Below are 22,455 nucleotides of genomic sequence, written 5' to 3'. Positions count from 1 at the left end.
CAGAACGGAATCACCATGGAAATCACGAATCACGCCGTCATGCCCGGCGAAACCCTGGACCAAATCGCTTCGCGCTACAACAGCACCGTGGCTCAACTCCGCCAGCTCAACCCCTTCATTACCAATCCGGACAACGTCAAAGTCGGATGGAATTTGAGCGTACCGAAGAGCGCGCAAGCGGCCGCCACGCCCGCCGCTCAATCGCCCGCTGCGCCTGAGGCCCCTGCACAGGCAACCTCAGAACCCGCAACTCAGTGCTCTGCTGAAGATCTGGTTGAACTGGATCCCGTGAAGGACGCCCCAGATAGCGCCTCAAAAACCTTCAAGCCTCACGCACCTCCTTGCTCTAAAAAGTTTGCCAGCGCTATTTATGCAACTGAGGAGCAAGAGTTCTGGCTGCTCCCTGAGCGGGCAAAGTCTGCCATCAAAGAATCGATGTTCGCGCTGGATAAATTGATTGCCTCCAGCAAACCACGTGATGCACGCCTGAATGGGCTACAGGAATCGGGTTTGCTCGAATACTTCCTTGAGCCCAAGTTGAGCAACTTCCTCACGGGCGCGAAGCGTACCCGTATGGAAGAATTTGAAGCGATGGGTGATGAGATCGAAATCGATCCCGCCACCGCCAAAAAGAGGCAAAACGAAGCTAACGGAAACAAACCAGCAGCGGCTCCTGCACAGTCTCCACAAGAGGACACCCCGCAATCGCGCCTGGACCGTCTAACGGCAGACCTGGCTACTGACCAGGAAGTCCACAAAGCCTATGCCGACTTTTACAAGCAGAGGGCTGAGTGGCATGCGCTGAAAAAAGAAGCGGTAGCAGCTGCGAAGCTGGAAGGCTACACCTACGAAAGTGGCTCGCTGTACTCCAAAGAGGCGATTGAAGCGCGCGCACGCGTGCAAGCTTATCTGGAGGCTCGCAAGAAACTCCTCAGCAACAAAAACTTCAAGCAGATTGCACAGGACGACGTTGCCAAAGCCTTGGCGGAAAAGAAAAAAAGTTACGAAAACATCTGCAGCGGTATGAATGACTGCACCGCCGATCTCGTCGGGTATGTTTACACGCTACACAAAAACGCCGATGCGCTTGATTACCATGATTACACTGAGACCATTATCAAAGCGTCGGAATATGGTATCGCGCTCCCGGAGTTCGCTCTGATCAGCGATGGCCTTCCGTCAGGCATTGAGCAATTCAAGCTGTATCTGGACACCGAGAAAAAACAATCGGAAGTAACCGCACAGCTTCAGGAAAAATACAAACGCTGGATCGAAGCCACAGGCCAAAACGCCCAAGCGCCGGCGGGCTTGGTTGATGTAGAGCGTGCCGAATGGGACCGCTTACAGAAAATCAAGGACGACCTGCAAACCACAGCTCAGAACAATGTGAAGGCCGCAGAGCGAGGGCTGCACTTGATTTGGGAGCCGGAAGAGTTCCAGCCAAAGCCAGTCGATCGCATGGTTAAACCCGGCTTCCCTCTGCGTGAAGTCAGTCTTTCGGATGCCAAGGGCACGCCCTTAGGCTGGTTCAGCATGTCGAACCTGAAAGACGCAAAAAAGATCATGAAGGAAGATTCAAAAAATGCGGCCGCTGCGGTAAAAAAAGTCGGTAAAAGCGTGCCTGCTGATGCTACTGAAGGCTCCGATAAAAACAGTGAAATCAGCTCGTTCCGCCAATGGCTGCAAGATCAGGGCGCCATAAAGTTCAGTGATCAGGTTGGCGACTGTTTCGACAAAAAAGGCTGGTTTCAAGCTAAAGACTTTTACGCTTACTTGAAAAAACAAGGCTATGAGGTCACTGAACTTGAAGACGACGCAGCCCTGACGAACTGGGGCAAGCATCTTCAGCAACTGGTGTTCCAGAAAAGTGTACGCGGCAAAGTAAGACTGTTTGATAACAGTCCTCAGGCTCAATTAGTCCGCTGCCTGACACCTCCGCAGCCAAGTATTCACGGTGAAGTGAAGCTCGAAGGCCCGAAAATGTCCGCCGCCGAGGGCTTCCAGATATCTGGCGAGATGGGTTTGAGCCTGGACCTGGCCCGTGGCGAAGTTCAGTTGATGAAAGTCGACATGCCTGCAAAAGCCAGTGCTCAAGACATCACGCTTGATTACTTCCTGGACGGCAGCCCGCAAAAAATGAATTTCGGCCGCTTCTCCTTCCACTTTGGCGTGAAAGCATGGGGCTACGCTGGAGCGTCGTTGCTGTTAGCCGGAAGCGTCGAGTTGAACCCGATCTTTGGCAACGTCAAGTACGGTGCGTCGCTGAGCCCTGTAAAACGCGCACAGCGTGAAGACGCTTCCGCAAAAGAAGAACGCGCCGATCACGCAGCCGCCAAACAAGCCAAGGCGGACAGCGGTGACGACAGCCCTACTCCCGATCTTGAGCACAAGTCGAAATCCGCCACCTACACCGATTCCAAGAGCACAGATCAACTGCGAGGCGGCCGCTTCGCCAAAGTGCAAGTCGAAAACGGTGCAAAAGCCAACTTCAATATTTTCGGAGGCTTGCAAGCCGCCATCGAACTCACCGGGGCACTGAACTGGGCACCGCCAAAAGACCTCGTCGCCTTGCGCACCGCTCCAACAATGGGCATTGGTAGCGCCAAAGACGCGAAAAGCGCGAATCCATGGCTAACCCTCGCAAAACTGAGTGGCTCTGTAGGTGTTGCGTTAGGTGCAGGCTTTCAGGGAACGGCGCAGATTTCTCTGGATAAAGGGCGATTTATTCTCAACTTGAAAGCGGCGGTCGTGCTGGGTCCTGGCGCTAACGGTAGCTTTAAATTTGAAGTTGGATATGAGGCAGTAGTTGACCTTATCAATTTGTATCGCAAAGAACTTCATAAGACTAAAGGGCGAACAGTTGAGTGGATGGATCCTGAAGCAGGAAAATTCGCCTCCGCTCTGAACGTATTAGGCGCTACCGGGCTTAATGTAGAAACGGCCTATCTCATGGGTTGGGATTTGGTTATGAGTTTATATGAGACCATGACCAGAGGAGGAAAAGGTGGACCAATCGCTCACACAATTGTTGAATATCAAAACCCAGATGAATTAAGAAGCTGGGTAATTCAAGCAACACCATCTGCGCTTGGCCCCATTCTAATGACCCTTATGGCGGACCCTGAAAAATTCTCAATTGACACTCGCGCACCAGAAAGCGACTCCTCTTCTAGTTTGAGCAAGCGAACATACCCAAGAGAAGAAGCACATTTAGCTCAACAACGGGCAATTGGGATAATAATCGACCACATAGTCGTTAATGCGAAAGAACAAGGCACGCTGGAAGAAGCTCAAAAACAATTTGAGCTAGCATGTGCCTGCATGAATCAGTTTGGAGTCGAGCCCGTTGACATCGGTCAGAAATACTGCGAGAACCGTCACTCTCTCGATGCATTCATGAGTGACCCTGTACTAAGCTTTACCGATCCAAGGGGAAATAAAGCAAGAGCACGCTACAAGGAAAACTCAGAACTTTTAGGCCTGCGAATTGATGGCGCTTGTAAAATCGTAATGGGTGAAAACAGTTATATTCCGAAGACATCCGTAAAATATTTGCCTCCAGCGAGCGCATCAAATTGAAAGTAAAATCAAATTTACCGCTAAAATTTATTCACGCTATTCTTCTGTTGGTATGTGCAACTGCGCACGCAGCACTCACGCCCCAACAACAGGAGGCAAAGCAGAAAGGAATCGAACTTTACAATCAATACAAAGCTATTTCCGCAATTGAGTTCCTGGAAGTAGCAGCCGAAGGCGGAGATGACGAAGCTCTTTATTATCTCGGCGAAGCAATAAGAAAAAATAGCAGGCATATGACCCCGGCGGCGCAAAAAGCGTACGAGAACTCGGCAACAAAGGGGAATATATATTCTATGATTCGCCTAGGAAGAGTCGAAGAAGACTTGTGTGTAGCTATGAAAAACTGTCCCCAAGGAAAAGACACTTCCAGCAACTGGGTAATTCGAGCGAAAGAATTAGCAGTTCAGCGAGCAACGCAAGGAGATGCCGAATCAATGTACCTGTTATATGACATGACGGGGAACGATGACTGGTTAGTGAAATCAGCAGAAAACGGTTTTCCCTTTGCTCAGTTTCGGCTAGCGACGAATTACCAGGAGGGTAATGGCTCTTTCTTATTGCCTTCAAGGCGCTCGCAAGCAATCGAAAAATGGATGAAAGCTTCGGCTGAAAATGGTTACCCTCGCGCAATGATGGGTTTAGCCGCACTTATGATAAAAAATAAAGATTTAGCTTCTTTCAGAATCTGGAACGAAAAAGCTGCTGAAACAGGCTATGTAGAAGGGGTTTTTGGATATGCGTCATACATAGGCGAAGAAAAATCGAAATACGGTTTCGAATTTGACCCGATAAAATCATATGCTCTACTGTCAAATCTGTTGGAGCTTAATGGCGGTGGCAATGTAATTCGTGACGTCAACGACACTCTTCCCGACATAGAAAAAAAAATGACCAAAGAGCAGGTGACAATGGCAAAAGAACTCGCCAAAACATGGAAGGCCAACCACCCGCCTCTTTCATTTTTCCCTGACAAGCTAGGCTATTAAAAGCAGTGCGAGTATCTAGTTTGATTTTTGCAATGGTACTTTCGAGCTACACTGGAATCAGTTCGGCGACCCCAGAAAGCAACGAACTGACCAAGGGAGTGATTTTATACAACCAACTTAAATTCGACTCAGCCGTTCCCAAACTTGAAAAAGAAGCAACATCCGGAAACGTGGAGTCGCAGTATTATTTAGGAGAGGTTCTACGAAAGTGTAATCACTGCTCAGAACAATGTGAAGGCTTCGAAAATAGGACGTCACTTGATTTGGGATGCAGAGGCGTTTCAGCCAAAGCCAGTCGACCGCATGGTAAAATCCGGCTTCCCGCTGCGTGAAGTCAGTCTTTCTGATGCCAAGGGCACGCCTTTGGGCTGATTCAGCATGACGAACCTGAAAGACGCAAAAAAGGTGTTGAGTAGGAAGCCATTAATGAGTAGCAAATACTTTTCTAACAGCGCTCAAGCTGCATTTTTCCTAGTATTACCGTTGATTGGTGCATGCAGTTTTGCTGGACGGATAGCGAAGGACTCTGTTGAGGGTGCGACGAGTTACTACAGCAGAGAGCATTTCACGCTGATTGCCACTGTGCCTGCAAAATTTGGCTTTACTTCAAAAGCTCAGTATTCACCTAAGCAGGGTGAAACCTGTCAAGTATACAGCTCTGGTTTGGGTGGTTCAGTGACCCGTCAACAACAGAAATCAAATACGATCGACGCGAAAGACATTGAACAGACGGTGTCTACAGACGTTCCATTAGAGTTTCACATTGCGGATTGCTCCATGGAGCTAACGAGGGTGAGCTACGAAGTTAATGCCACGTATGGGGCGGACGCTTGGGATCATGGTTTGGAGATGGCGGGTGGGCTTTCTATCAAGACCGAAAGCACAGACAGTAACGCGACACCTTACCCGGATCTAATCGAGCAAAGAGGTCTCTGTGCTTGGAGTTTTCAGATAAGCACCGCTAAAGCCAAGAAAGATCAGATTGAGAAGTTATTATCGTGTTCTGCTGCAGATCCTGAATGGAAAATTCCAGAGAGTCGTTTACAGCGTCGCAAACCAGGCGGATCCTTTTCAAAAAAAGCGATTACTGATAAGACGATCCATGTGACATTCAAGCTGTCAAATGATGAAGCATCCAGCTACTTACGCTACTGGGTAAAAGTTCCTAACGGCTGGAAACCTTGTACCGGGAGATGGAACTCTGGAAGAGAAGAGTTATGCACAACACCGCCTCAATTTAGAACTTTCAAACAAGATGGACGTGAGTGCACCGTGTATCCTGGCTGTAATGAATAAGGATTTTTATGCAGAACCAAGAAAAAACATTGCTTTCTGACCAAAGCCGAACTTGCCCGCCACTCCCAAGCTCCTCGCCCTACTCCGTACGCCCGGCGCCATGCTGACTTCAGAAAACTACACGAATCGTCCAATTTTCAGTTTCTGGGTAAATGATTTCTGGGGTGGCAATCTGTTTGCAATGGGCGGTGGTGGGGTTATGTGCTGCCAACGTATCGAGGGGAAAACGGTTCGCGTCTCTTGGATACTCAGCCGGACAGGCGAACAGTTCAGGCAAGGCGTGCAGAAAGAAAACCATGAGGTCATCTTGCCGCTCCCTCGCCGAGAACGCGGAGATTCTTATTTGCACGTTCGTTTTCTGCCCGGAAATATTGTCGAGCTGAAATGGGCCCCTGACTTGATTAGCCCGTTTGATCCTTTTCCTGCTGAAAAGCCTGCCCTTTAACTCATCGAGCCACACCAACGTAAGCACGGGCAGAAAAACGCTTCCGCCCGTGAATGCTAGAGCGTGCAACCAGCCTTTATACCGGCGCCTTCCAATTCAACATCTGCTGCTGCGCCACCTGCAGCAAATCATTGCCGTCCTGTGTCAGCAGGTACAGCGCATGGGTGATGTGCGGAATGTCCTGCACGTCGGCGTGTTTGAAGCAGAGGCAATGCAGGGTTTCGAGCAGATCGGCCGAGGCGCGGACGCGCTGGACGGCGGCTTCGAGGATGTCTTTGGGGTTGGCTTCGGTGTCGATGACCAGAGGCGCGCTTTCGGTGACGCCGCTGTTGAGGGGGATGTAGCGATTGGGGAGCGGATTAATGATAGGCATATTGATTACTCGATTGTTTCGAAAGTAACCGCTAGCACCGTGACCAAACAGTGGGAGGCGGCCGTGTACAGGCTTGGTCAACCGAGAACAATCAAACTCAGCTCGCCCGAAGGCGCCCTGCACACAGCCGCCACAGCAATGCACTAACCGGACGTAGATGTCCGCAGTGCAAATGATGGCACATATGCAATCGATTATTCTCAGGTGACCAAACCCGAATCGCTGATTTTGCAGCGACACCAAACCATACCCGCCCCACTCCAGCCGCCGGAAGCAGACAAGGCATCTGTCCTTGTAGGAATCCGGCCTGCCTGCGCAGGAAATCGCCCCGCTCCCTGACAGCCGGCATTCAGCCCGGTTAACCATCGCTTAACGCTGCGGTCAAAAACTCTACTGAACCGCACGCCCTCAGCACTTTTGGCTGACGCCCAGTGCGGCAGGTTTGGCTGAATCTCGCCGAACTCTAGAACCGCCACACGGGAGTTCCCTTATGAACATTCGTCCGTTTCTGCTGACCACCGCCCTCGCCTGCACCGCGTTCGTCGGTTTGGCCCAAGCCAACGACACCAGCGCCACATCCAACGCCGTGCCTTATCAGTACGGCATGCCATTGCATGTGGCGAAGGTCGTTTCGTTGACTGAGCCGCCCACCTTGGATTGCAAGGTGATCACCGCCGACATGAAGTACATCGACAACAACGGCAAGCCTGCGGAAATCAGTTATCGGAAGTTGTCTGACGCGTGCAGTTATCAGAACTGACGGAAAGCTCTGATTTGCGGGTTTGCGGTAGGCGGGAAGTGTATCGCGAGGTTATGCTCGGGGCCCTTCCTCACTGCCGCAAGGATTCGCCATGCAGTTGTCGTTTCGCACGTTGTCGACTCTAACTTCTTCGTTGTGTTTTCTCTTGGCGTTGGTCTGGGGCTTTTTCCCCGACGTGTTGCTGGCGATCTGGAGCATCGCGTATTCCGACGCAGCCGGTTTTGTCGCGCGGCGCAGTGCGGTGCTGTTTGCGGCGCTGGGGCTGATGTTTTATCTGGTGCGCAGTGCGCCGCCATCGCTTGGGCGCAATGCCCTGAGCAACGGTTTTATCGTCGGTTGTTTTGGTTTGGCGGTGCTGGGCTTTGCGGAATGGCTCAACGGCCACGCCGGCCCCGGGATTCTGCTCGCGGTGCTGGTCGAGTTCGCGCTGGGCCTTGGTTTTGTGCAGGCCCGGCGCGTGACGGTCGAACTGGGTGAAACGGTGCGTTAAAGAGCTCGGGATCGTGGACTGTAATGATGTGGCGTCGCTTGCCGTGCCAGATCCGAGCGTAGCCCGGCGATCAGTTCGTTGATTTCGCGACAGCCGTTCAAATGGCTGGCATCAATGCCGCTAACCAATAGATCGACCTGGTCGGTCTGGTGGTCACCGAAGACTTTGACGGTCATCGACAGGTCTGGCGACAGCGTGCATTGGCAGCGTTTAGGCAGAAAACTGCTTTCAATGATATTGCGTAGTTCCAAGGCAGACAGAAACATGGTGAACCTCTCCTTATTGATGAAACTGCCAATCAACTCTTCACGTTGACCGTTCGTGCTGCTCCTGTACGGGTGTGTCCCCGCTGTTTCCTTGGTGCGGCAAACGGTGAGACGGCGAAATGCCTCTTGGAGTGTAGGCGCCCGAACACGGTGCGCTGCACCCTATAGACGCATAACGCGTGCCTTCCATCGGATCGTTTTGACCCTAGAAAAATCAAGCACTTGGCGACAAGGCCAGCATTTAGCCAGTTGCAAAATGCAAGAACAGGCCTTCCAGGCCCTGCATATTGCAACTCGGCGCCGGTTTGCATTCGACGCGCGTGAGGGTAAGAATGCCCCTCAATCACACTACACCCGCAAGGAGGCTTCCATGGGTTCTTTCCGCGCCTGCGCGACCACCGGCCTGATCATCGCCAGCCTGTCCACGTTTGCTCACGCCGGCAAACTGGAAGATGTAGCGCCGTATCCCAAGGCTGAAGCCGGTTTCACTCGTCAGGTCATTCATCTGCCCAAGCAGGATCAGGAAGAGAACTTTCAGGTCGAGATCCTCGCTGGCAAAACCCTTGAAGTTGACTGCAATCGCCAACGTCTGGGCGGCATGCTGGATGAGAAGAACCTCGAAGGCTGGGGTTACTCGTTCTACCGACTGGAAACAGTCATCGGCCCGATGAGCACGATGATGGCCTGCCCGCCCGGCTCGCAGAAGAAACGCGCATTCGTGCCCGTGGTCGGCGACGGCTTCATGCTGCGTTACAACAGCAAGTTGCCGGTGGTGGTTTATGCCCCATCGGACGTCGAAGTGCGTTACCGCATCTGGTCTGCTTCGGACAAGGTCGGCACCGCCATTAAGGAATGACCTGTGCTCCTACGCCGGGACGCCGCACGCAGCGGCGCGCTCGGCGACATGCCGCAAGCTGTCGAAGTTGATGTTGGCGCCGGAGTCGATCGCCACGAAGGTCTGATCTCGTACACCGTTTCGCGCCACGTACTGTTTGATCCCGGCGACGGCCAATGCACCGGAAGGTTCGGTGATCGAGCGGGTATCGTCGTAGATGTTCTTGATCGCCGCGCAGAGGTCGTCGTTGCTGACGGTAAGCACCTCATCCACGCAAAAACGGCACACCTCAAACCCGTACTCGCCAATCTGCGCCACGGCCACGCCGTCGGCGAAGGTGCCGACGCTGGGCAGTACAACGCGCTCATCCGCCTGCAGTGCGGCCTTCAGGCAGGCGGAATGCTCTGACTCAACACCGATGATGCGTACCTCCGGGCGCAGGTATTTGACGTAGGCGGCGATGCCGGCGATCAAACCACCACCGCCGACCGGGATGAAGATCGCGTCCAGCGCGCCTTGATGCTGACGGAGGATTTCCATCGCCACGGTGCCTTGACCGGCGATGACGTCCGGATCGTCGAAGGGTGACACGAAGGTGCGGCCGGTCTGCTCGGCCAGTTGCAGCGCATGGGCCAAGGCAAACGGAAAGCTCTCGCCATGCAGCAATGCTTCGGCACCGCGACTGCGTACGCCAAGGACTTTCAGTTCCGGCGTTGTGGAGGGCATGACGATGGTCGCCGCGATCCCGAGCTCGCGCGCCGCCAGCGCCACGCCTTGGGCATGGTTGCCCGCCGACGCGGTGATCACCCCGCGCGCCTTCTGCTCGTCGCTCAACTGCACCAGTTTGTTGTAGGCGCCGCGGATCTTGAAGGAGAACGTCGGTTGCAGGTCTTCACGCTTGAGCAGGATGCGGTTGCCCAGCGCTTCGGACAGTGCCGGCGCGGCCTGCAACGGCGTACGCACCGCGATGTCGTAGACCGGCGCGGCGAGGATCTTCTTTACATAGTGCTCAAGCAGGGTTTGCTGATTGTTCATCATCGACGTCTCCTGATTCCCCCCCTGTAGGAGCTGCCGAAGGCTCCTGCAGGGGTAGGCGTTTTGGGTTAAGACCCAGGAGACAGAAAATGAAAACCCGCCTCTAGGGCGGGTTGGGTGCTGCAGTCGTGAGCTAGCCCGCCAAATGAGGAATGGCGGTAATAATACTTGGCTGGCAGCGCAATACGGTGGAAGTCATGGGCCTGAAATTAGCCTGCGCGCTGCTGGCAAGTCAATGGCCAATTGTGCGTCGCGGTTGTAGGCTGGCGATTCTGCTCAGCACTTCAAGGAATGAACGCATGATGGCTATCGCCCTGCCCCTCACGGCTTTGCTCGCATTTACCGGCTATACCGTTTCAGTGATGCTCCAGGCCGAGCAGTCGTTGATCGATTTCGGGATCAGCCTGATGTCGCGCCCGGATACCGCGCAGGTGGTGATCGATCTGTATTTGCTGGCGACACTGGCCGCCATCTGGATGGTCAAGGATGCCCGTTCGCGTGGGCTCTCGGTGTGGTCGGTGGTTCCGTATCTGTTGCTGACGGCGGTGTTTGTGTCGATCGGGCCGTTGTTGTATCTGGTGGTACGTGGGGTTCGGGACAGAAAGGCATCTGTTGAAGCTGTGCGAGCGAGCTGATCCGGTTTTTTGGCTGTTATCAAGAGAGCTATCGCTGGCTTGCCAGCGATGGCGTCTGGTCAACCCACACAGGTCACTTGGCCAATCGCCGCAAGCCAAACAACATTCCCCCCGCCCCCAGCAGCATCACCGCCAGAAACACCGGATACGACACCCACCACGGCGTCCCCGCCGTCATCATGCTGAACTCTGACATGCCGCCGATGCTGGCAATCAGGTTGAGTGGCAAAAACACCACGTTGATCAGCGTCAATTTGCGCAGCAGATTGTTCATGCTGTTGTTCATCAGATTGCCACGCGCGTCGATCAGCCCGGAGAACACCGTGGAGTAGATCTCGGCCTGTTTGTAGCACTGGTTGTTTTCGATGATCAGGTCGTCGATCAGGCCCAGTGCTTCGCTGCTGAAATGCTGTTTCTCGGCATGATTGCGCAGGCGCGTCAGCACCGCGCCGTTGCTGTGCAGGGCGTTGATGTAATAGATCAGGCTTTCACTGAGGTTGAACATCTGCACCAGATGCTGGTTCTGCATCGAGGCGTTGAATTTTTGTTGCAACTCGCGGGCGACCAGTTTGATCACCTTCAAGTGGCCCAGGTAGTGATGGATGTTGTTGAACAGCAGGTCGAGCAATACATCCAGTGGCGCATTCAGCGGCTGGCGCGTGCCGATACCGTGCAGCGGCGTGTCGTCGGTGGCGATCACCAGCAACTGACCCGGCGAAAACAGCAAGCCGCAAGACGACACTTCGAACGCCAGGCTGCCGCCCCCCGAGTAGTTCTCTGGACGCTTCCAGATCAGGAACAGGTGGTCGGGGTGGAATTCGATGCGCGACACTTCGTCCGGGTCCAAAGCCGAGGCCAGTGCGTGTTCATCGAGCTTGTAGTGGCTGTGCAGCAAATCACGCTCGGCAGCATCGGGATTGCTGAATAGCATGACCTCGGCGTCCAGCCGTTCAACGCGCTGCAGTGCGCCATGCCTCAAGGCAAAACTGCTGATCATCGGCGCATCACCAGGCCTGACCGCGACGTTTGAGTTCCAGCCGTCGCACGAACTCTTCCAGCACCAGTGAATACAGATCGTCCTGCAAATAGGCGTCTTCGATACCGGCATCAAGGTTCGGGTTGTCGTTGACCTCGATCACCACCACTTTGTCGCCGGCCTGTTTCAGGTCGACACCGTAGAGGCCGTCGCCAATCAGATTCGCGGTTTTTACGGCCAGCTCCACCACCGCGCGCGGCGCTTCGTGAATGGCCAGGGTGCGACACTCGCCGTTGACGTCCTGACCTTTGGCCTTGTGGTTGTAGATCTGCCAGTGGCCCTTGGACATGAAGTACTGGCAGGCGAAGATCGGTTTGCGATTGAGCACGCCGATGCGCCAGTCGTACTCGGTGTAGAAAAACTCTTGCGCCAGCAACAACACCGAATGCTCGAACAGTTCGGCGGTGGCTTCCAGCAGCGCCTGCTGGCTTTCGACCTTGATCACCCCGCGTGAGAAACAGCCATCAGGGATCTTCAGGACCAGCGGAAACCCCAGGCGCTCGCCGACCCGTTCGAAGTCTTCGGGTCGCTCCTTGTAGAGGATTTCCGTGGCGGGCATGCCCAGTTGATGGCTGTTGAGCAGATCCGTCAGATAGACCTTGTTGGTGCAGCGCAGGATCGACGCCGGGTCATCCATCACCACCAGCCCTTCGCTTTCGGCTTTCTTGGCGAAGCGGTAGGTGTGGTTGTCGACGCTGGTGGTTTCGCGGATCAGCAGGCCGTCGTACTCGGCCAGACGCGCGTAATCCTTGCGTTCGATCAGCTCGACATCGATGCCCATGCGCTTGCCGACGCGGATGAAATTTTCCAGCGCCTTGCTGTTTGATGGCGGTAACGCCTCTTGCGGATCGTGCAGAATCGCCAGGTCATAACGCGCCACTTGCGGCGAACGCGGCACCCGCCAGACTTTACGGCTGAAGCCGTCCAGCGCATTGGCAAACTGATCTTCCTGATCATCGCGCAACTTGTGCAAGGCACCGGACTTGATGCCTTCGATGTGCCAACCGTTAGTTCGGCGAAACTCAACTAACAGAATCGGACAGGGAAACACTTCAAATAACTGACGGGCCAGATCCTGCAACGGTTCGATGTGTGTCTTGCCAAAATAAAGTGTCAGGGTAAAGCCTTCGGTATCGCTGTAAAGGTGATGACTGAGAGCTTTTTCCAGGGTTTTATCGAGATCATCCAGCGCCAGACCATAGAGCGATTTTTTGGTCAGTTCGCTGATCGTGCGCACCGATGGAATCACCTTGTGCCCCCGCGCCTCGGCCAGCAGCGAGCAGTAATAACCGTGGCCGAGATACTTGTAGCTGCGGCACAAGTTGATCACCTGGACGCGCTTGCCCGACTCGTTTTCCGGGGTTTGCTCGAGGTATTGCTGCGCCGTGATGATGTCTTCGCTGGGAAAATACGAGGCCCAGTCTTCCTTGCGTTCGACAATGATCAGCACTTGACTGGAGGCTCTAACGACTGGATTTAAATAAGTTGCCGCCGGCAAACTTTGCTCGGATACTTCGCGCCAATGACCCTGTACCGCTGACATAGAGATTGATCCGTTGGAGAACAAGACCATTTCTATTAAGCACGAAGTTTTTCGAAAGTCCCGTTTCGTTACGCAACTTTTACGGTGGTCATATGAGTGCTGTTTTTCGTTTGGCGGTAGTTGAAGACTTGCCGGCGTTGCTGGCATTGGAAATGCAATGTTTCACCACGGACCGGCTGACGCCCCGCAGTTTTCAGTGGATGATCACCCGTGCCCACGCACAGTTGCTGGTGGCCGAGCGTGAGGGGCGATTGGTCGGTTACGCACTGGTGCTGTTCCATCGCGGTACGTCGCTGGCGCGGCTCTACTCCATCGCGATTGCCGCCGAGGCGCGCGGTACCGGGCTGGGCAAGCAGTTGCTGCAACACATCGAAGCGATTGCGCTGGACCACGACTGCGCCTATCTGCGCCTTGAGGTGCGCACTGACAACCCCGCCGCCATTCATCTGTATGAACGCAGCGGCTTCCGCCGTTTCGCCTTGATTCACGACTATTACGAAGACCACGCCGATGCGCTGCGCCTGGAGAAACGCATTCTCCAGCACCGCGACTCGCGCAGCATCAAGGTGCCCTGGTATCGCCAGACCACCGATTTCACCTGCGGCCCGGCGTGTCTGCTGATGGCCATGGGCGCGCTGCAGCCTGGGCGTTTATTGGAGCGACGCGAGGAGTTGCAGATCTGGCGCGAGGCGACAACGGTGTTCATGACCTCCGGACACGGCGGCTGCAGTCCGCAGGGGCTGGCTCTGGCCGCATGGCGGCGGAGTTTTCGCGTGCGCCTGCAACTGAGCATGGCCGGGCCACTGTTCCTCGATGGCGTGCGCGATGAGCATAAAAAAGGTTCTTCACGGAATCCCGGGAAACACAGAAACAAGAACGCCGATTTGATTGATGATGTTCGTGCGAGCAAACACATCTAACAAACCGGCGTTCTTATGCACGATATTAATACTTTCCTTCCTTTTTGGGAGGGCTTTTCTGTCGTCACGATCAAGCCTGATGGTGATGCCCTCCAGATCGATCTGACACCCCACGCCACCCGATTCCCTTCCTGTGGTGGGTGCCAAAAACCCTGTTCAACCACGCATGAGTATTGCCAGCGAGTCATTCGTGATTTACCCATTCTCGGTCGCGCAGTACGCCTGAGCGTTTTGCTCCGACGCGTTGGTTGCCGCGACTGTGGCAAACGCATGGAGGCCGTCAGTTGGCTGGATCGCTATGCCCGTATGACACGGCGTCTGGCAGAGGCGGTCATTCAAGCCTGTGAACGCCTTCCCACGTTGCACGTAGCGCAGATGTTTGGGCTGCATTGGGAGACCGTTCGGGTGCTGGAGCGTCGAGCCTTGCAAGCAGCATTGAGCGTTTTGCCAAAGGCGCAACCGCGACGCTTGGTGATGGACGAGTTCGCATTATTCAAAGGTCATCGTTATGCCAGCGTTGTTCTGGACGCGGATACGCGACGGGTGCTGTGGATCGGCGAAGGCCGCAGCCGGGCGGCGGTCAGGCCATTTTTCGAAGAGCTGGGGCCAGAGGGGTGCGCCCGAATCGAAGCGGTGGCAATGGACATGAACACCGCTTTTGATCTGGAGGTTCGTCAGCACTGCCCAAAAGCGCGAGTGGTCTACGATCTTTTCCATGTGGTGGCCAAATATGGCCGAGAGGTGATTGATCGGGTTCGCGTCGACGAAGCCAATCGACTGCGTCACGACAAGCCGGCCCGAAAGGTCATCAAGCAAGCGCGTTGGCTGCTCCTGCGCAACCCGCAGAACCTGAAAACACCGGAGCAACAGGTCCGCTTGGAGGATTTGCTGGCGGCCAACCAAGCGTTGATGACGGTCTACTTGATGAAAGCTGAACTCAAAACGCTCTGGACGCCAAGTACCGCCTGGGGCTGGAGATCAGCCTGGAAGCAATGGCTGCGCCACGCTGATGAAAGCGCGATACCGGCTCTGATCCTGTTCGCCAAACGGCTAAAGGGTTACTGGCGGGGAATCGTCAGCCGGGTTCGCTGGCCGATGCACACGGGGCAGTTGGAAGGCATAAACAATCGAATAAAGGTTATCAAACGGATGGCGTACGGTTACCGGGATAGCGAATTCTTTTTCATGAAAATCAAGAGCGTCTTTCCCGGTAATCCGTGAAGAACCATAAAAAAGGCGTCATGCGCCTGGTACACGAGGCGTTCACAGAACAGTTGGCAGAGACCGATGTCGAGCAGGTGATCGGTGCGGCGCTGGACCTGCCGCGCCTGCTCGATGCCGGCAGCCAGCCGCTGGTGTTGATCAGCAGCTATCGCCTGACCCGCTCCAAGTCGCCGCACTGGGTGGTGGTGACGGACTGTGATGAGGACTTTGTGTACCTGCACGACCCGGATGTCGATCACAGCCAGCATCGCCAACCGATGGACTGCCAGCATGTGCCGGTCAGTCATGGGGAGTTTGAGAAGATGAGCCGGTTCGGACGAGGGAAGCTAAGGGCGGCGGTGGTTTTGTATTCCCGCAGTGAGTAAGCCTAGCGCTACAGGAGCTACCGAAGGCGGCGATCTTTTGATCTTGATCTAAAAAAATCAGATCAAAAGATCGCCGCCTGCGCCAGCGCCTACAGGGAATGTATTTCAAGGTGTGGGTTTCAGGCCGATTTTGTAGAGCGCGCCATTGTCCTCATCCGTCAGCACATACAAGTAACCATCCGGGCCCTGGCGCACGTCGCGAATACGCTGCTGCAGCTCACCGAGCAAGCGCTCTTCATGCACAACTTTGTCGCCATCGAACTGCAGGCGAATCAACTCCTGACTCACTAGCGCGCCAATAAACAGGTTCTGCTGCCACAGCTTGAAGCGATCGGCATCGTAAAACGCCATGCCCGTGACGCCCGGTGATTTTTCCCAGACGTGGCGTGGATCAACGCCTCCTTCAACGCTTTTGCCTTTGGCTTCCGGAATCGGCTGCAGCGAATAGTTGATGCCATGGGTCGCCAACGGCCAGCCGTAGTTCTTACCGCGCTCGATGATGTTCACTTCATCGCCGCCACGCGGGCCGTGTTCGTTCTCCCAGATTGTGCCGTTCCACGGATTGAGCGCTGCACCCTGCGGGTTGCGGATGCCGTAGGCCCAGATCTCGGGGCGCACGCCGGACTGCCCCACGAACGGGTTGTCGTCCGGTACTTTGCCGTCCGGGTAGATCCGCACGATCTTGCCTTGCAGCTTGTCGAGATCCTGCGCGGTCGGCCGGTCGTTGTTCTCACCGAGGGTAATGAACAGATAACCGTCGCGGTCAAACACCAGGCGTGAGCCGAAGTGGTTGCCGGTCGAGAGTTTCGGCTCCTGGCGGAAGATCACCTTGAAGTCTTTCAGCGTCTGCAAATCGTCAGACAAGCGCCCGCGTCCCACGGCCGTCCCGGCCTTGTCGCCGGCACCACCGCCCTCGGCGTACGACAGATACACCAGCCGATCCTGTTTAAAGTCCGGCGACAGCACCACATCGAGCAAACCGCCCTGCCCCTTGGCCCAGACCTTCGGTACACCGCTGATCGGTGCCGACAACTTGCCATCGGCACCGACGACCCGCAGATTGCCCGGCCGTTCGGTTACCAGCATGCCCTGGCGATCCGGCAGAAACGCCAAAGCCCACGGATGCTCCAGGCCCTGACTAATCGTGGTGACTTCAAGGGTGCCCTGCTCGCTTTGCAGCTCTTTGGGCGCTGCGGCGAATGCCGGAACACTGACCAGCGCGCCGGTGCACAGCGTGGCTAAAAGGGTTTTACGCAACATGCACGATTCCTTTTGTTCATTTGAATGGCTGACAGAACGTCAGTCCTGCCGTTCAACGGTTGCTACCGCTACCGCGTGGAGGCGGATTGGGGATGAAGGTCGGTGGCGTACTCGGCACCGAGCGGATCGGCTGGCCGTTGCCAATGCCACGGTTCTCGACGGTGGGCTGACGCGGTGTCGGCACCGTGCCCGGCCCGCGAATGGCCGGAGCGCTGGGTTGGGTGCCCTGCAGGCTGTTGGGATTGGCCCGGCGGATCGGGCTGTTGTAGGGGTTGTTGCTGTTGCCGGTCGGGCTTTGAGCCAGCACGACGTCGGCATGAACCAGACCGCCACTGAGTGCCAGGACGGCGATGCCAAACATAATCCGGTTCATGGGGCGGCCTCTCGACGTGCAGGGAACAGAGCCTTCGAGTCCACGCTACGCCGTGGGTTCGGATTTGTTAACCCATCGCCCTTAAACAACATGTAACACGGCTTGACCAAGTCATCGGAAACCGCCGCACACACTGGAAACTTTCGCGCCCGCGTACAGGTCACCTGAACATCACTCGGAGAACTCACCATGGCTCGGGCAATCTGGAAAGGCGCGATCAGTTTCGGACTGGTTCATATCCCTGTCGCGCTGGTGTCGGCGACGTCCTCGCAGGGCGTCGATTTCGACTGGCTCGACAGCCGCAGCATGGATCCAGTGGGCTACAAACGGGTCAACAAGGTCACCGGCAAGGAGGTCACCAAGGAAAACATCGTCAAAGGCGTGGCTTACGAAAAGGGCCGTTACGTAGTGCTGAGCGAAGAAGAAATCCGCTCGGCGCATCCGGTTTCGACGCAGACCATCGACATTTTTTCCTTTGTCGACGCCGAGCAGATTCCGCTGCAGAACATCGACACGCCCTATTACCTGGCGCCGGATAAACGCGGCGGCAAGGTCTATGCGCTGCTGCGTGAAACCTTGAGCAAAACCAACAAAGTCGCCCTCGCCCGCGTGGTTTTGCATACGCGGCAGTATCTGGCGGCGCTGATGCCGCTGGAGTCAGCATTGGTACTGGTCAAGTTGCGCTGGCCGCAAGAGGTGCGCGGCCTTGATCAACTGGAACTTGGCAGCGAAGTCACCAAGCCACAGCTGGCCAAAGGTGAATTGGACATGGCCAAGCGGCTGGTTCAGGACATGAGCGGCGACTGGACGCCGGAAGATTACAAAGACGAGTTCGAAGACAAGATCATGGCGCTGGTGGATAAGAAGGCCCATGAAGGCAAGATCGAGGACGTCGAGACGGTGGGTGGCGAACAAGCGCGCAAGACGGCCGATGTGATCGACTTGACCGAGCTGCTTAAACGCAGCCTGGGTGGCAAGGCACCGGCCAAGCCGAAGGCCAGGACAGCCACCAAAGCAGCACCGGCCAAACGCACCCGAAAAGCGTCCGGGGAATGACAACTGAGGGATTGTCAGGCAACTGACAGGTTGCTTTTGCGACAGTCATCGCTGGCAAGCCAGCTCCCACAGGGTTTAGCCGCGTGAATGAAGTCTGTGTATCACATCGAGCACTGTGGGAGCTGTCTTGCCAGCGATGGCGTCAGCTCATTCACAACCTATTCAGATCAGAATGAAAACGGCCAGCAAACCACCAAAGATCGCCCATTTTTCCAGGTAATAGCGCGCACGATTACGTTTTTTCAGCTCTTTACCGCGCAGGCGAATCTTGTAGATTTTTGTGAAGAAACGGTTGATGCCGCCGGTGCGGTCACCGGCATCGTTCGGCGCACCCGCCGCAGACATCACGGTGCGGCTGAACCAACCATTGAACGCCGCGGCCCAGCGATACTTCATCGGTCGCTCAATGTCGCAGAACAGAATGATACGGTTTTTGTCCGTGGTGTTTTCCGCGTAATGGATGAAGGTCTCATCGAACATCACCGCTTCACCGTCGCGCCAGTGATAGTTTTCACCGTCGACATTGATGTAGCAGCCGGCATCGTTCGGCGTTTCCAGACCCAGGTGATAGCGGTAGGAGCCGGCATACGGGTCGCGGTGACGGACCAGCTTGGAGCCCGGCGGCAGTTCGGCAAACATGGCGGCCTTGATTGAACCGATGCTCTGCACCAGTTCTGTGGTACGCGGGCACAGCTTCATCGCCGATGGATGGCTGTCGCCGTACCACTTGAGGTAGAAACGCTTCCAGCCGGTTTTGAAGAACGAGTTGAAACCGACATCGTCGTACTGGTTCGAACGCTTGATTTCACCGGCGCGGAGCAGATTCTGCCCTTCTTCGCGGATCTCTTCCCAATGCGCCTGCAACGGACTCAGGTCAGGAAACTCAGCCGGATCGAGGAACGGCTTGTTCGGCTTTTTCGAGAACAGGTACAAAAAGCAGTTGATCGGCGCGAGGAACGTCGAGTGGTCGCTCAATTGCCGACCCAACTTGTGGCGCACCCGTCCACGCAAGTGAACGTATGCAATGGAAATGACATAAATAGCGGCAATGATGAGTTTCACGGAAATCGTCACACGTCAAAAGTGAACAAACTGCGCGTCTGCCGGCTTTGGGCCAGCGTCTGCAGCAGTGGCATAAATACAGAAAATCGTCCCGGTGGCACGTCCTTGAGCCCATGCCGTTAGCGGCTTTTGGGTAATTCGCTGGCATTTTAGCCACACTTTGTAACCGATGGTGAACCTCATCTGTGAAAATCTGTCACGCGAATCTGCAATGCGCCACTGATGGCACTGCCCCCCGATCGTCCAAAGGCCCGAAACCGTGGGGCTTGCACCTGATACCGGTACGCAACGGAGGCGCAATGACGCGTGTCACTGCGATACCTGGAATACATTTACTCTTTGGTTGTTTTCAAAAACACTGATGCTCTGCCCTGCGAGCTTGTGACCCGCCACTTCACGTTCACGCTTGTCAAAATTGGCCAGCAACTGCGTTCCATCGGCGAAGGTGGTCCGTTGCACCAGCCTGTCCCCGCTCACCCACTGAAAGTCAGTCATTTGCTGTAGCGCCAGACGCTCGTGGAGCGGCCGGAAGAAGGCGTCCTGCTTCGCGATCAATGGCAAGCGTTGTTTTAATGTCGCAGCGCTGAGGTGATACAGCGGCGGGACGTTGTAGAGCAACTGGCTCAACTGATTCTCGGCGCGCACATTGCTCAACTTCAAGCTGTCGAACAGCCAGTGATGCGTGGTGATGACTGATCCGTGGAACACCGCCTGATACAACGGCAAACGTGTCTGGGGCGCAAAATGCACTGTGCGATAAGGCTCTTTGAGCGGAACGCTTTTGAAAAACACTTGCGGCTGTTCGTCAGGGAACCAACGTCCGACGTAATACGGCGATTTGCGGTTCTTGCTCATGTCCGGGTCGCCCCAGCCAATGACCGGCGTCTGCATGCCGTGGGCAAACAGCACGCCTTGCGCTGTGGTGGCGTTGCCGTCCTCGGAGCCGCTCGGCAACTGCAGGGTTTCGTTCAGCCAGCGTGAAGCTTCGATATTGCCCTGGGCATTTTGCGCTTGCGTCAGAGGGCTATCTGCCTGGTAACTGTCGAACAGCATCCCGGTGGCATAAGCATCGAGAAACCAGCTATTGAAGCCGGCGCCAGCCTGTACTGCCTTGATGCGAGCCTCCAGTAACGGGCGCACGCAGCGTGGATCGGTGTAATGGCCCGACTGCTGAAATCCGCGTTTGAATTGACCACTGTTCAACACGATCGCGCACTGTCGGTTGGCTCGCGAGCCCAGGTGCGCCGTGGTCCAGTCCGGATTCTCAGTGGCCGTGAGCGCTGTTTCATAGGAGTCATAAGGCGCCAGCAGATACCCCGCCGCTACGCCTTCGCGCACCGCTTCGGGGTGCCAGAGGCCGCCCTCCCAGCCTTCGCCCAGTCCAATCCATAGGCGCGACAACCCGGCTGCCTTCAACTGCGCAAAAGTACTCGATGACAAGCTACTGCCCCAACCCTGCGCAGACGCGGTCAGCGCCTCGGAAAATGTGCTGGCCAGCTCCGCGCGCAACGTGCCGTAGCCCTCGGCGAGTTGCTGCATGTCCGGTTCGACGACGGCCTGCCAGGACTTTCTGGCCTGGGTGTTGAGGGCGCCATTGAGACTGCGCAGCAATGTCGCCATTTGATAGCGATTCAGCGGCGGTTGCGCGTTCGCCAGAATATCGCGGGTTTCAGCATCAAAACGGCTACGCAACTCGCTGGCCAGCGCGCCATTGCCGCGCAGCAGTTTCACCAGTGCCGGCCAACTGCGGACGTCCTTTGGTCCGAGCAGGTCATTGCCCCACAAATAAATATGGCTGGCGCCGAGGATTTTTTTTGCTTGTGGCGTTTTTTGCAGTTTTTCACTCAAGGGTTCGTATTGGCCGTTGTCGATCAGCCAACGTCGATAGCGTTTGGCCGGTGCCAGCGGATCGGCGGTGCCCAGCGAAAGTAGGAAGGTCAGCGGTTTGTCCGGTTCAAGCGAGGTGAATTCATGGCGTACGGCCAGGCCGAGGTTTTTACCCTCGGCACTGAAAGTCAGACGATTGTTATAAGGATTGGTCAGCAGCCAATTGAGCGTGAAGCTGCCGTGGTCGACACCCCACAGGGGCAGGCTCAGGTCCTGCGTGCTATTGAGCTCGCCCTGTTCGAGGAGAAAGCCTTGCCACACTGCATCGCCTGCCGGCACGTAATGCCCTTCGGCCAGCGGCCAGATCAAGCCGTTGCCCATAGCGCGGCCAGGTTGTCGGAGAAAACCCAGTTCACCGGAATCACGGGCGGTAATGGACAGCGACAGATCGCGCTGATCGAGACTGGCACTCAGGCGCCAGGCGCCATCATCCCAGCGCCAATCGATGCGGTTGGCGGTCTGGGTCAGGCCACTGACCCCATGCGCGGCGACGCCCACCGAAGCCTGTACGGTATTCGCCTGGGACGGCGTGACTTGAATGGCCAGCGTTGCCGGATCGATTTCAACGCGCCACAGCGCGTTTTCCAGCAAGACATTGGCACTCGCCCACGACGGAATCAGCATGAGGCCAATCAACAGCAGACAGCGAGCAATGAATGGCATGTGCTTTCCTTTTTCCTTCACTGACGCATGGAAACAGGGACTGCGGTTTTTTTCTACAAGCACACGTCACTCATCGGCAGGTCATTCGGCATCGAAGACAAAGACCACCGCCAGAAGGAAAGTTTCTGTCAGACATTTCGCCACTACCTTGCGCCGTGCCTGAAAGCAGCACTTCGCGCCCGGAGCCTGGACTGCTCACGTCAGAGTGACTGGCAAAAGCATTAACCCTCATCAGCGCAAGGTTCGTTATCGCCCGTCATACAACTGCCGCCGTACTTATGCGACAATGCGCGCAATGTCCAAACACAGACCCCGTATTCGTCGTTCAGCAGCGTGGCCACAGCGGTCAACGGTGCTGGCGACGTA

The 22,455-nt window shown here is 55.7% G+C and carries 18 protein-coding genes and 3 pseudogenes; 12 read left to right on the top strand and 9 right to left on the bottom strand.

Going from position 1 to position 22,455, the window contains the following annotated elements:
- The first annotated feature begins 15 nt into the window (after positions 1–15).
- From ATI02_RS08610 to ATI02_RS08595, 4 genes are all read left to right on the top strand, one after another.
- Positions 16–3,579, top strand: a complete 3,564-nt coding sequence (locus tag ATI02_RS08610; protein ID WP_100846029.1) for a LysM peptidoglycan-binding domain-containing protein — start codon at positions 16–18, stop codon at positions 3,577–3,579.
- The gene (locus tag ATI02_RS08605) at positions 3,576–4,565 is read left to right on the top strand and encodes a tetratricopeptide repeat protein (RefSeq protein ID WP_238156228.1); all 990 of its coding nucleotides are present in this window, start codon (positions 3,576–3,578) and stop codon (positions 4,563–4,565) included. Before ATI02_RS08610 ends, ATI02_RS08605 begins: the two co-directional genes overlap by 4 nt.
- Before the next feature lie 426 nt (positions 4,566–4,991).
- A complete protein-coding gene (locus ATI02_RS08600) occupies positions 4,992–5,861 on the top strand; it encodes a hypothetical protein (protein ID WP_100846028.1) in 870 nt (289 codons plus the stop codon).
- Positions 5,862–5,961: 100 nt separating this feature from the next.
- Positions 5,962–6,306: a DUF3304 domain-containing protein gene (locus tag ATI02_RS08595; RefSeq protein WP_100848442.1), complete on the top strand. Its 345-nt coding sequence runs from the start codon at positions 5,962–5,964 to the stop codon at positions 6,304–6,306.
- 76 nt (positions 6,307–6,382) lie between these two features.
- Here the strand turns inward: ATI02_RS08595 and ATI02_RS08590 are convergent, their stop codons facing one another.
- Entirely contained in the window at positions 6,383–6,679 is a 297-nt protein-coding gene (locus ATI02_RS08590; protein WP_100848441.1) for a hypothetical protein, read from the bottom strand.
- A 490-nt stretch (positions 6,680–7,169) separates the two neighbouring features.
- Between ATI02_RS08590 and ATI02_RS08580 the strand changes: the two genes are divergently transcribed.
- Positions 7,170–7,439, top strand: coding sequence for a DUF2790 domain-containing protein (locus ATI02_RS08580; RefSeq protein WP_100846027.1), 270 nt, complete (start codon positions 7,170–7,172; stop codon positions 7,437–7,439).
- Between the two features lie 91 nt (positions 7,440–7,530).
- Positions 7,531–7,929: a hypothetical protein gene (locus tag ATI02_RS08575; RefSeq protein ID WP_100846026.1), complete on the top strand. Its 399-nt coding sequence runs from the start codon at positions 7,531–7,533 to the stop codon at positions 7,927–7,929.
- On the opposite strand, the gene ATI02_RS08570 is transcribed toward ATI02_RS08575, so the two are convergent.
- Positions 7,926–8,195 carry a DUF1652 domain-containing protein gene (locus tag ATI02_RS08570; protein ID WP_095189855.1) on the bottom strand — a complete coding sequence of 90 codons (270 nt, stop codon included), beginning with the start codon at positions 8,193–8,195 and terminating at the stop codon, positions 7,926–7,928. The two genes, ATI02_RS08575 and ATI02_RS08570, sit on opposite strands and share 4 nt — an antisense overlap.
- Positions 8,196–8,565: 370 nt before the next feature.
- On the opposite strand from ATI02_RS08570, the gene eco reads away from it, so the two are divergent.
- On the top strand, positions 8,566–9,051 hold the full coding sequence (gene eco, locus ATI02_RS08565) for a serine protease inhibitor ecotin (protein WP_095189856.1): 486 nt from the start codon (positions 8,566–8,568) through the stop codon (positions 9,049–9,051).
- Between the two features lie 33 nt (positions 9,052–9,084).
- Here eco and ilvA read toward each other — a convergent pair.
- A pseudogene (gene ilvA, locus ATI02_RS08560) lies at positions 9,085–10,068 on the bottom strand (threonine ammonia-lyase, biosynthetic); the annotation flags it as partial.
- A 296-nt stretch (positions 10,069–10,364) separates the two neighbouring features.
- Here ilvA and ATI02_RS08555 point away from each other — a divergent pair.
- The gene (locus ATI02_RS08555) at positions 10,365–10,700 is read left to right on the top strand and encodes a DUF2834 domain-containing protein (RefSeq protein ID WP_100846025.1); all 336 of its coding nucleotides are present in this window, start codon (positions 10,365–10,367) and stop codon (positions 10,698–10,700) included.
- 73 nt (positions 10,701–10,773) lie between these two features.
- On the opposite strand, the gene ATI02_RS08550 is transcribed toward ATI02_RS08555, so the two are convergent.
- Together ATI02_RS08550 and ATI02_RS08545 are read right to left on the bottom strand one after the other, a co-directional pair.
- Positions 10,774–11,697: a magnesium transporter CorA family protein gene (locus ATI02_RS08550; RefSeq protein WP_100846024.1), complete on the bottom strand. Its 924-nt coding sequence runs from the start codon at positions 11,695–11,697 to the stop codon at positions 10,774–10,776.
- A 7-nt stretch (positions 11,698–11,704) separates the two neighbouring features.
- Positions 11,705–13,279 carry a RimK family ATP-grasp domain-containing protein gene (locus tag ATI02_RS08545; protein WP_095189859.1) on the bottom strand — a complete coding sequence of 525 codons (1,575 nt, stop codon included), beginning with the start codon at positions 13,277–13,279 and terminating at the stop codon, positions 11,705–11,707.
- A gap of 92 nt (positions 13,280–13,371) precedes the next feature.
- Between ATI02_RS08545 and rimI the strand changes: the two are divergent.
- From rimI to ATI02_RS08530, 3 genes and pseudogenes are all read left to right on the top strand, one after another.
- A pseudogene (gene rimI / locus ATI02_RS08540) lies at positions 13,372–14,130 on the top strand (ribosomal protein S18-alanine N-acetyltransferase); the annotation flags it as partial.
- 84 nt (positions 14,131–14,214) lie between these two features.
- The gene (locus tag ATI02_RS08535; protein ID WP_100845162.1) at positions 14,215–15,420 is read left to right on the top strand and encodes an ISL3 family transposase; all 1,206 of its coding nucleotides are present in this window, start codon (positions 14,215–14,217) and stop codon (positions 15,418–15,420) included.
- Positions 15,421–15,428: 8 nt separating this feature from the next.
- Positions 15,429–15,788, top strand: a pseudogene (locus tag ATI02_RS08530) (peptidase C39 family protein); the annotation flags it as partial.
- Between the two features lie 105 nt (positions 15,789–15,893).
- On the opposite strand, the gene ATI02_RS08525 reads toward ATI02_RS08530, so the two are convergent.
- Together ATI02_RS08525 and ATI02_RS08520 are read right to left on the bottom strand one after the other, a co-directional pair.
- Positions 15,894–17,048 (bottom strand): PQQ-dependent sugar dehydrogenase, encoded by a 1,155-nt coding sequence (locus tag ATI02_RS08525; RefSeq protein WP_100846023.1) that lies wholly within the window; start codon positions 17,046–17,048, stop codon positions 15,894–15,896.
- A gap of 52 nt (positions 17,049–17,100) precedes the next feature.
- On the bottom strand, positions 17,101–17,421 hold the full coding sequence (locus ATI02_RS08520) for a hypothetical protein (protein ID WP_100846022.1): 321 nt from the start codon (positions 17,419–17,421) through the stop codon (positions 17,101–17,103).
- Between the two features lie 189 nt (positions 17,422–17,610).
- Between ATI02_RS08520 and ku the strand changes: the two genes are divergently transcribed.
- Positions 17,611–18,477, top strand: a complete 867-nt coding sequence (gene ku, locus ATI02_RS08515; RefSeq protein ID WP_095189863.1) for a non-homologous end joining protein Ku — start codon at positions 17,611–17,613, stop codon at positions 18,475–18,477.
- A 162-nt stretch (positions 18,478–18,639) separates the two neighbouring features.
- Here ku and lpxO read toward each other — a convergent pair whose 3' ends face one another.
- Together lpxO and ATI02_RS08505 are read right to left on the bottom strand one after the other, a co-directional pair.
- A complete protein-coding gene (gene lpxO, locus ATI02_RS08510; protein ID WP_095189873.1) occupies positions 18,640–19,539 on the bottom strand; it encodes a lipid A hydroxylase LpxO in 900 nt (299 codons plus the stop codon).
- 309 nt (positions 19,540–19,848) lie between these two features.
- Positions 19,849–22,089: a glycoside hydrolase gene (locus tag ATI02_RS08505; protein WP_100846021.1), complete on the bottom strand. Its 2,241-nt coding sequence runs from the start codon at positions 22,087–22,089 to the stop codon at positions 19,849–19,851.
- Positions 22,090–22,455 lie beyond the last annotated feature (366 nt).

Origin of the sequence: Pseudomonas baetica, assembly GCF_002813455.1 — a bacterium.
Taxonomy (GTDB): domain Bacteria; phylum Pseudomonadota; class Gammaproteobacteria; order Pseudomonadales; family Pseudomonadaceae; genus Aquipseudomonas; species Aquipseudomonas baetica.
Note: the sequence above shows the minus strand (reverse complement) of the source record. Positions and strands in the feature narration are given on the sequence as shown.

Excerpts from the sequence above, each read along its gene's own strand:
- ATI02_RS08575 (WP_100846026.1), top strand. The coding sequence starts at position 7,531 with ATGCAGTTGTCGTTTCGCACGTTGTCGACTCTAACTTCTTCGTTGTGT.
- ATI02_RS08595 (WP_100848442.1), top strand. The coding sequence starts at position 5,962 with ATGCTGACTTCAGAAAACTACACGAATCGTCCAATTTTCAGTTTCTGG.
- ATI02_RS08545 (WP_095189859.1), bottom strand. The coding sequence starts at position 13,279 with ATGTCAGCGGTACAGGGTCATTGGCGCGAAGTATCCGAGCAAAGTTTG.
- ATI02_RS08505 (WP_100846021.1), bottom strand. The coding sequence starts at position 22,089 with ATGCCATTCATTGCTCGCTGTCTGCTGTTGATTGGCCTCATGCTGATT.
- ATI02_RS08555 (WP_100846025.1), top strand. The coding sequence starts at position 10,365 with ATGATGGCTATCGCCCTGCCCCTCACGGCTTTGCTCGCATTTACCGGC.
- ATI02_RS08525 (WP_100846023.1), bottom strand. The coding sequence starts at position 17,048 with ATGTTGCGTAAAACCCTTTTAGCCACGCTGTGCACCGGCGCGCTGGTC.
- ATI02_RS08590 (WP_100848441.1), bottom strand. The coding sequence starts at position 6,679 with ATGCCTATCATTAATCCGCTCCCCAATCGCTACATCCCCCTCAACAGC.
- ATI02_RS08535 (WP_100845162.1), top strand. The coding sequence starts at position 14,215 with ATGCACGATATTAATACTTTCCTTCCTTTTTGGGAGGGCTTTTCTGTC.
- ATI02_RS08520 (WP_100846022.1), bottom strand. The coding sequence starts at position 17,421 with ATGAACCGGATTATGTTTGGCATCGCCGTCCTGGCACTCAGTGGCGGT.
- ATI02_RS08610 (WP_100846029.1), top strand. The coding sequence starts at position 16 with ATGGAAATCACGAATCACGCCGTCATGCCCGGCGAAACCCTGGACCAA.
- ATI02_RS08580 (WP_100846027.1), top strand. The coding sequence starts at position 7,170 with ATGAACATTCGTCCGTTTCTGCTGACCACCGCCCTCGCCTGCACCGCG.
- ATI02_RS08570 (WP_095189855.1), bottom strand. The coding sequence starts at position 8,195 with ATGTTTCTGTCTGCCTTGGAACTACGCAATATCATTGAAAGCAGTTTT.
- eco (WP_095189856.1), top strand. The coding sequence starts at position 8,566 with ATGGGTTCTTTCCGCGCCTGCGCGACCACCGGCCTGATCATCGCCAGC.
- ATI02_RS08600 (WP_100846028.1), top strand. The coding sequence starts at position 4,992 with ATGAGTAGCAAATACTTTTCTAACAGCGCTCAAGCTGCATTTTTCCTA.
- ATI02_RS08550 (WP_100846024.1), bottom strand. The coding sequence starts at position 11,697 with ATGATCAGCAGTTTTGCCTTGAGGCATGGCGCACTGCAGCGCGTTGAA.
- ku (WP_095189863.1), top strand. The coding sequence starts at position 17,611 with ATGGCTCGGGCAATCTGGAAAGGCGCGATCAGTTTCGGACTGGTTCAT.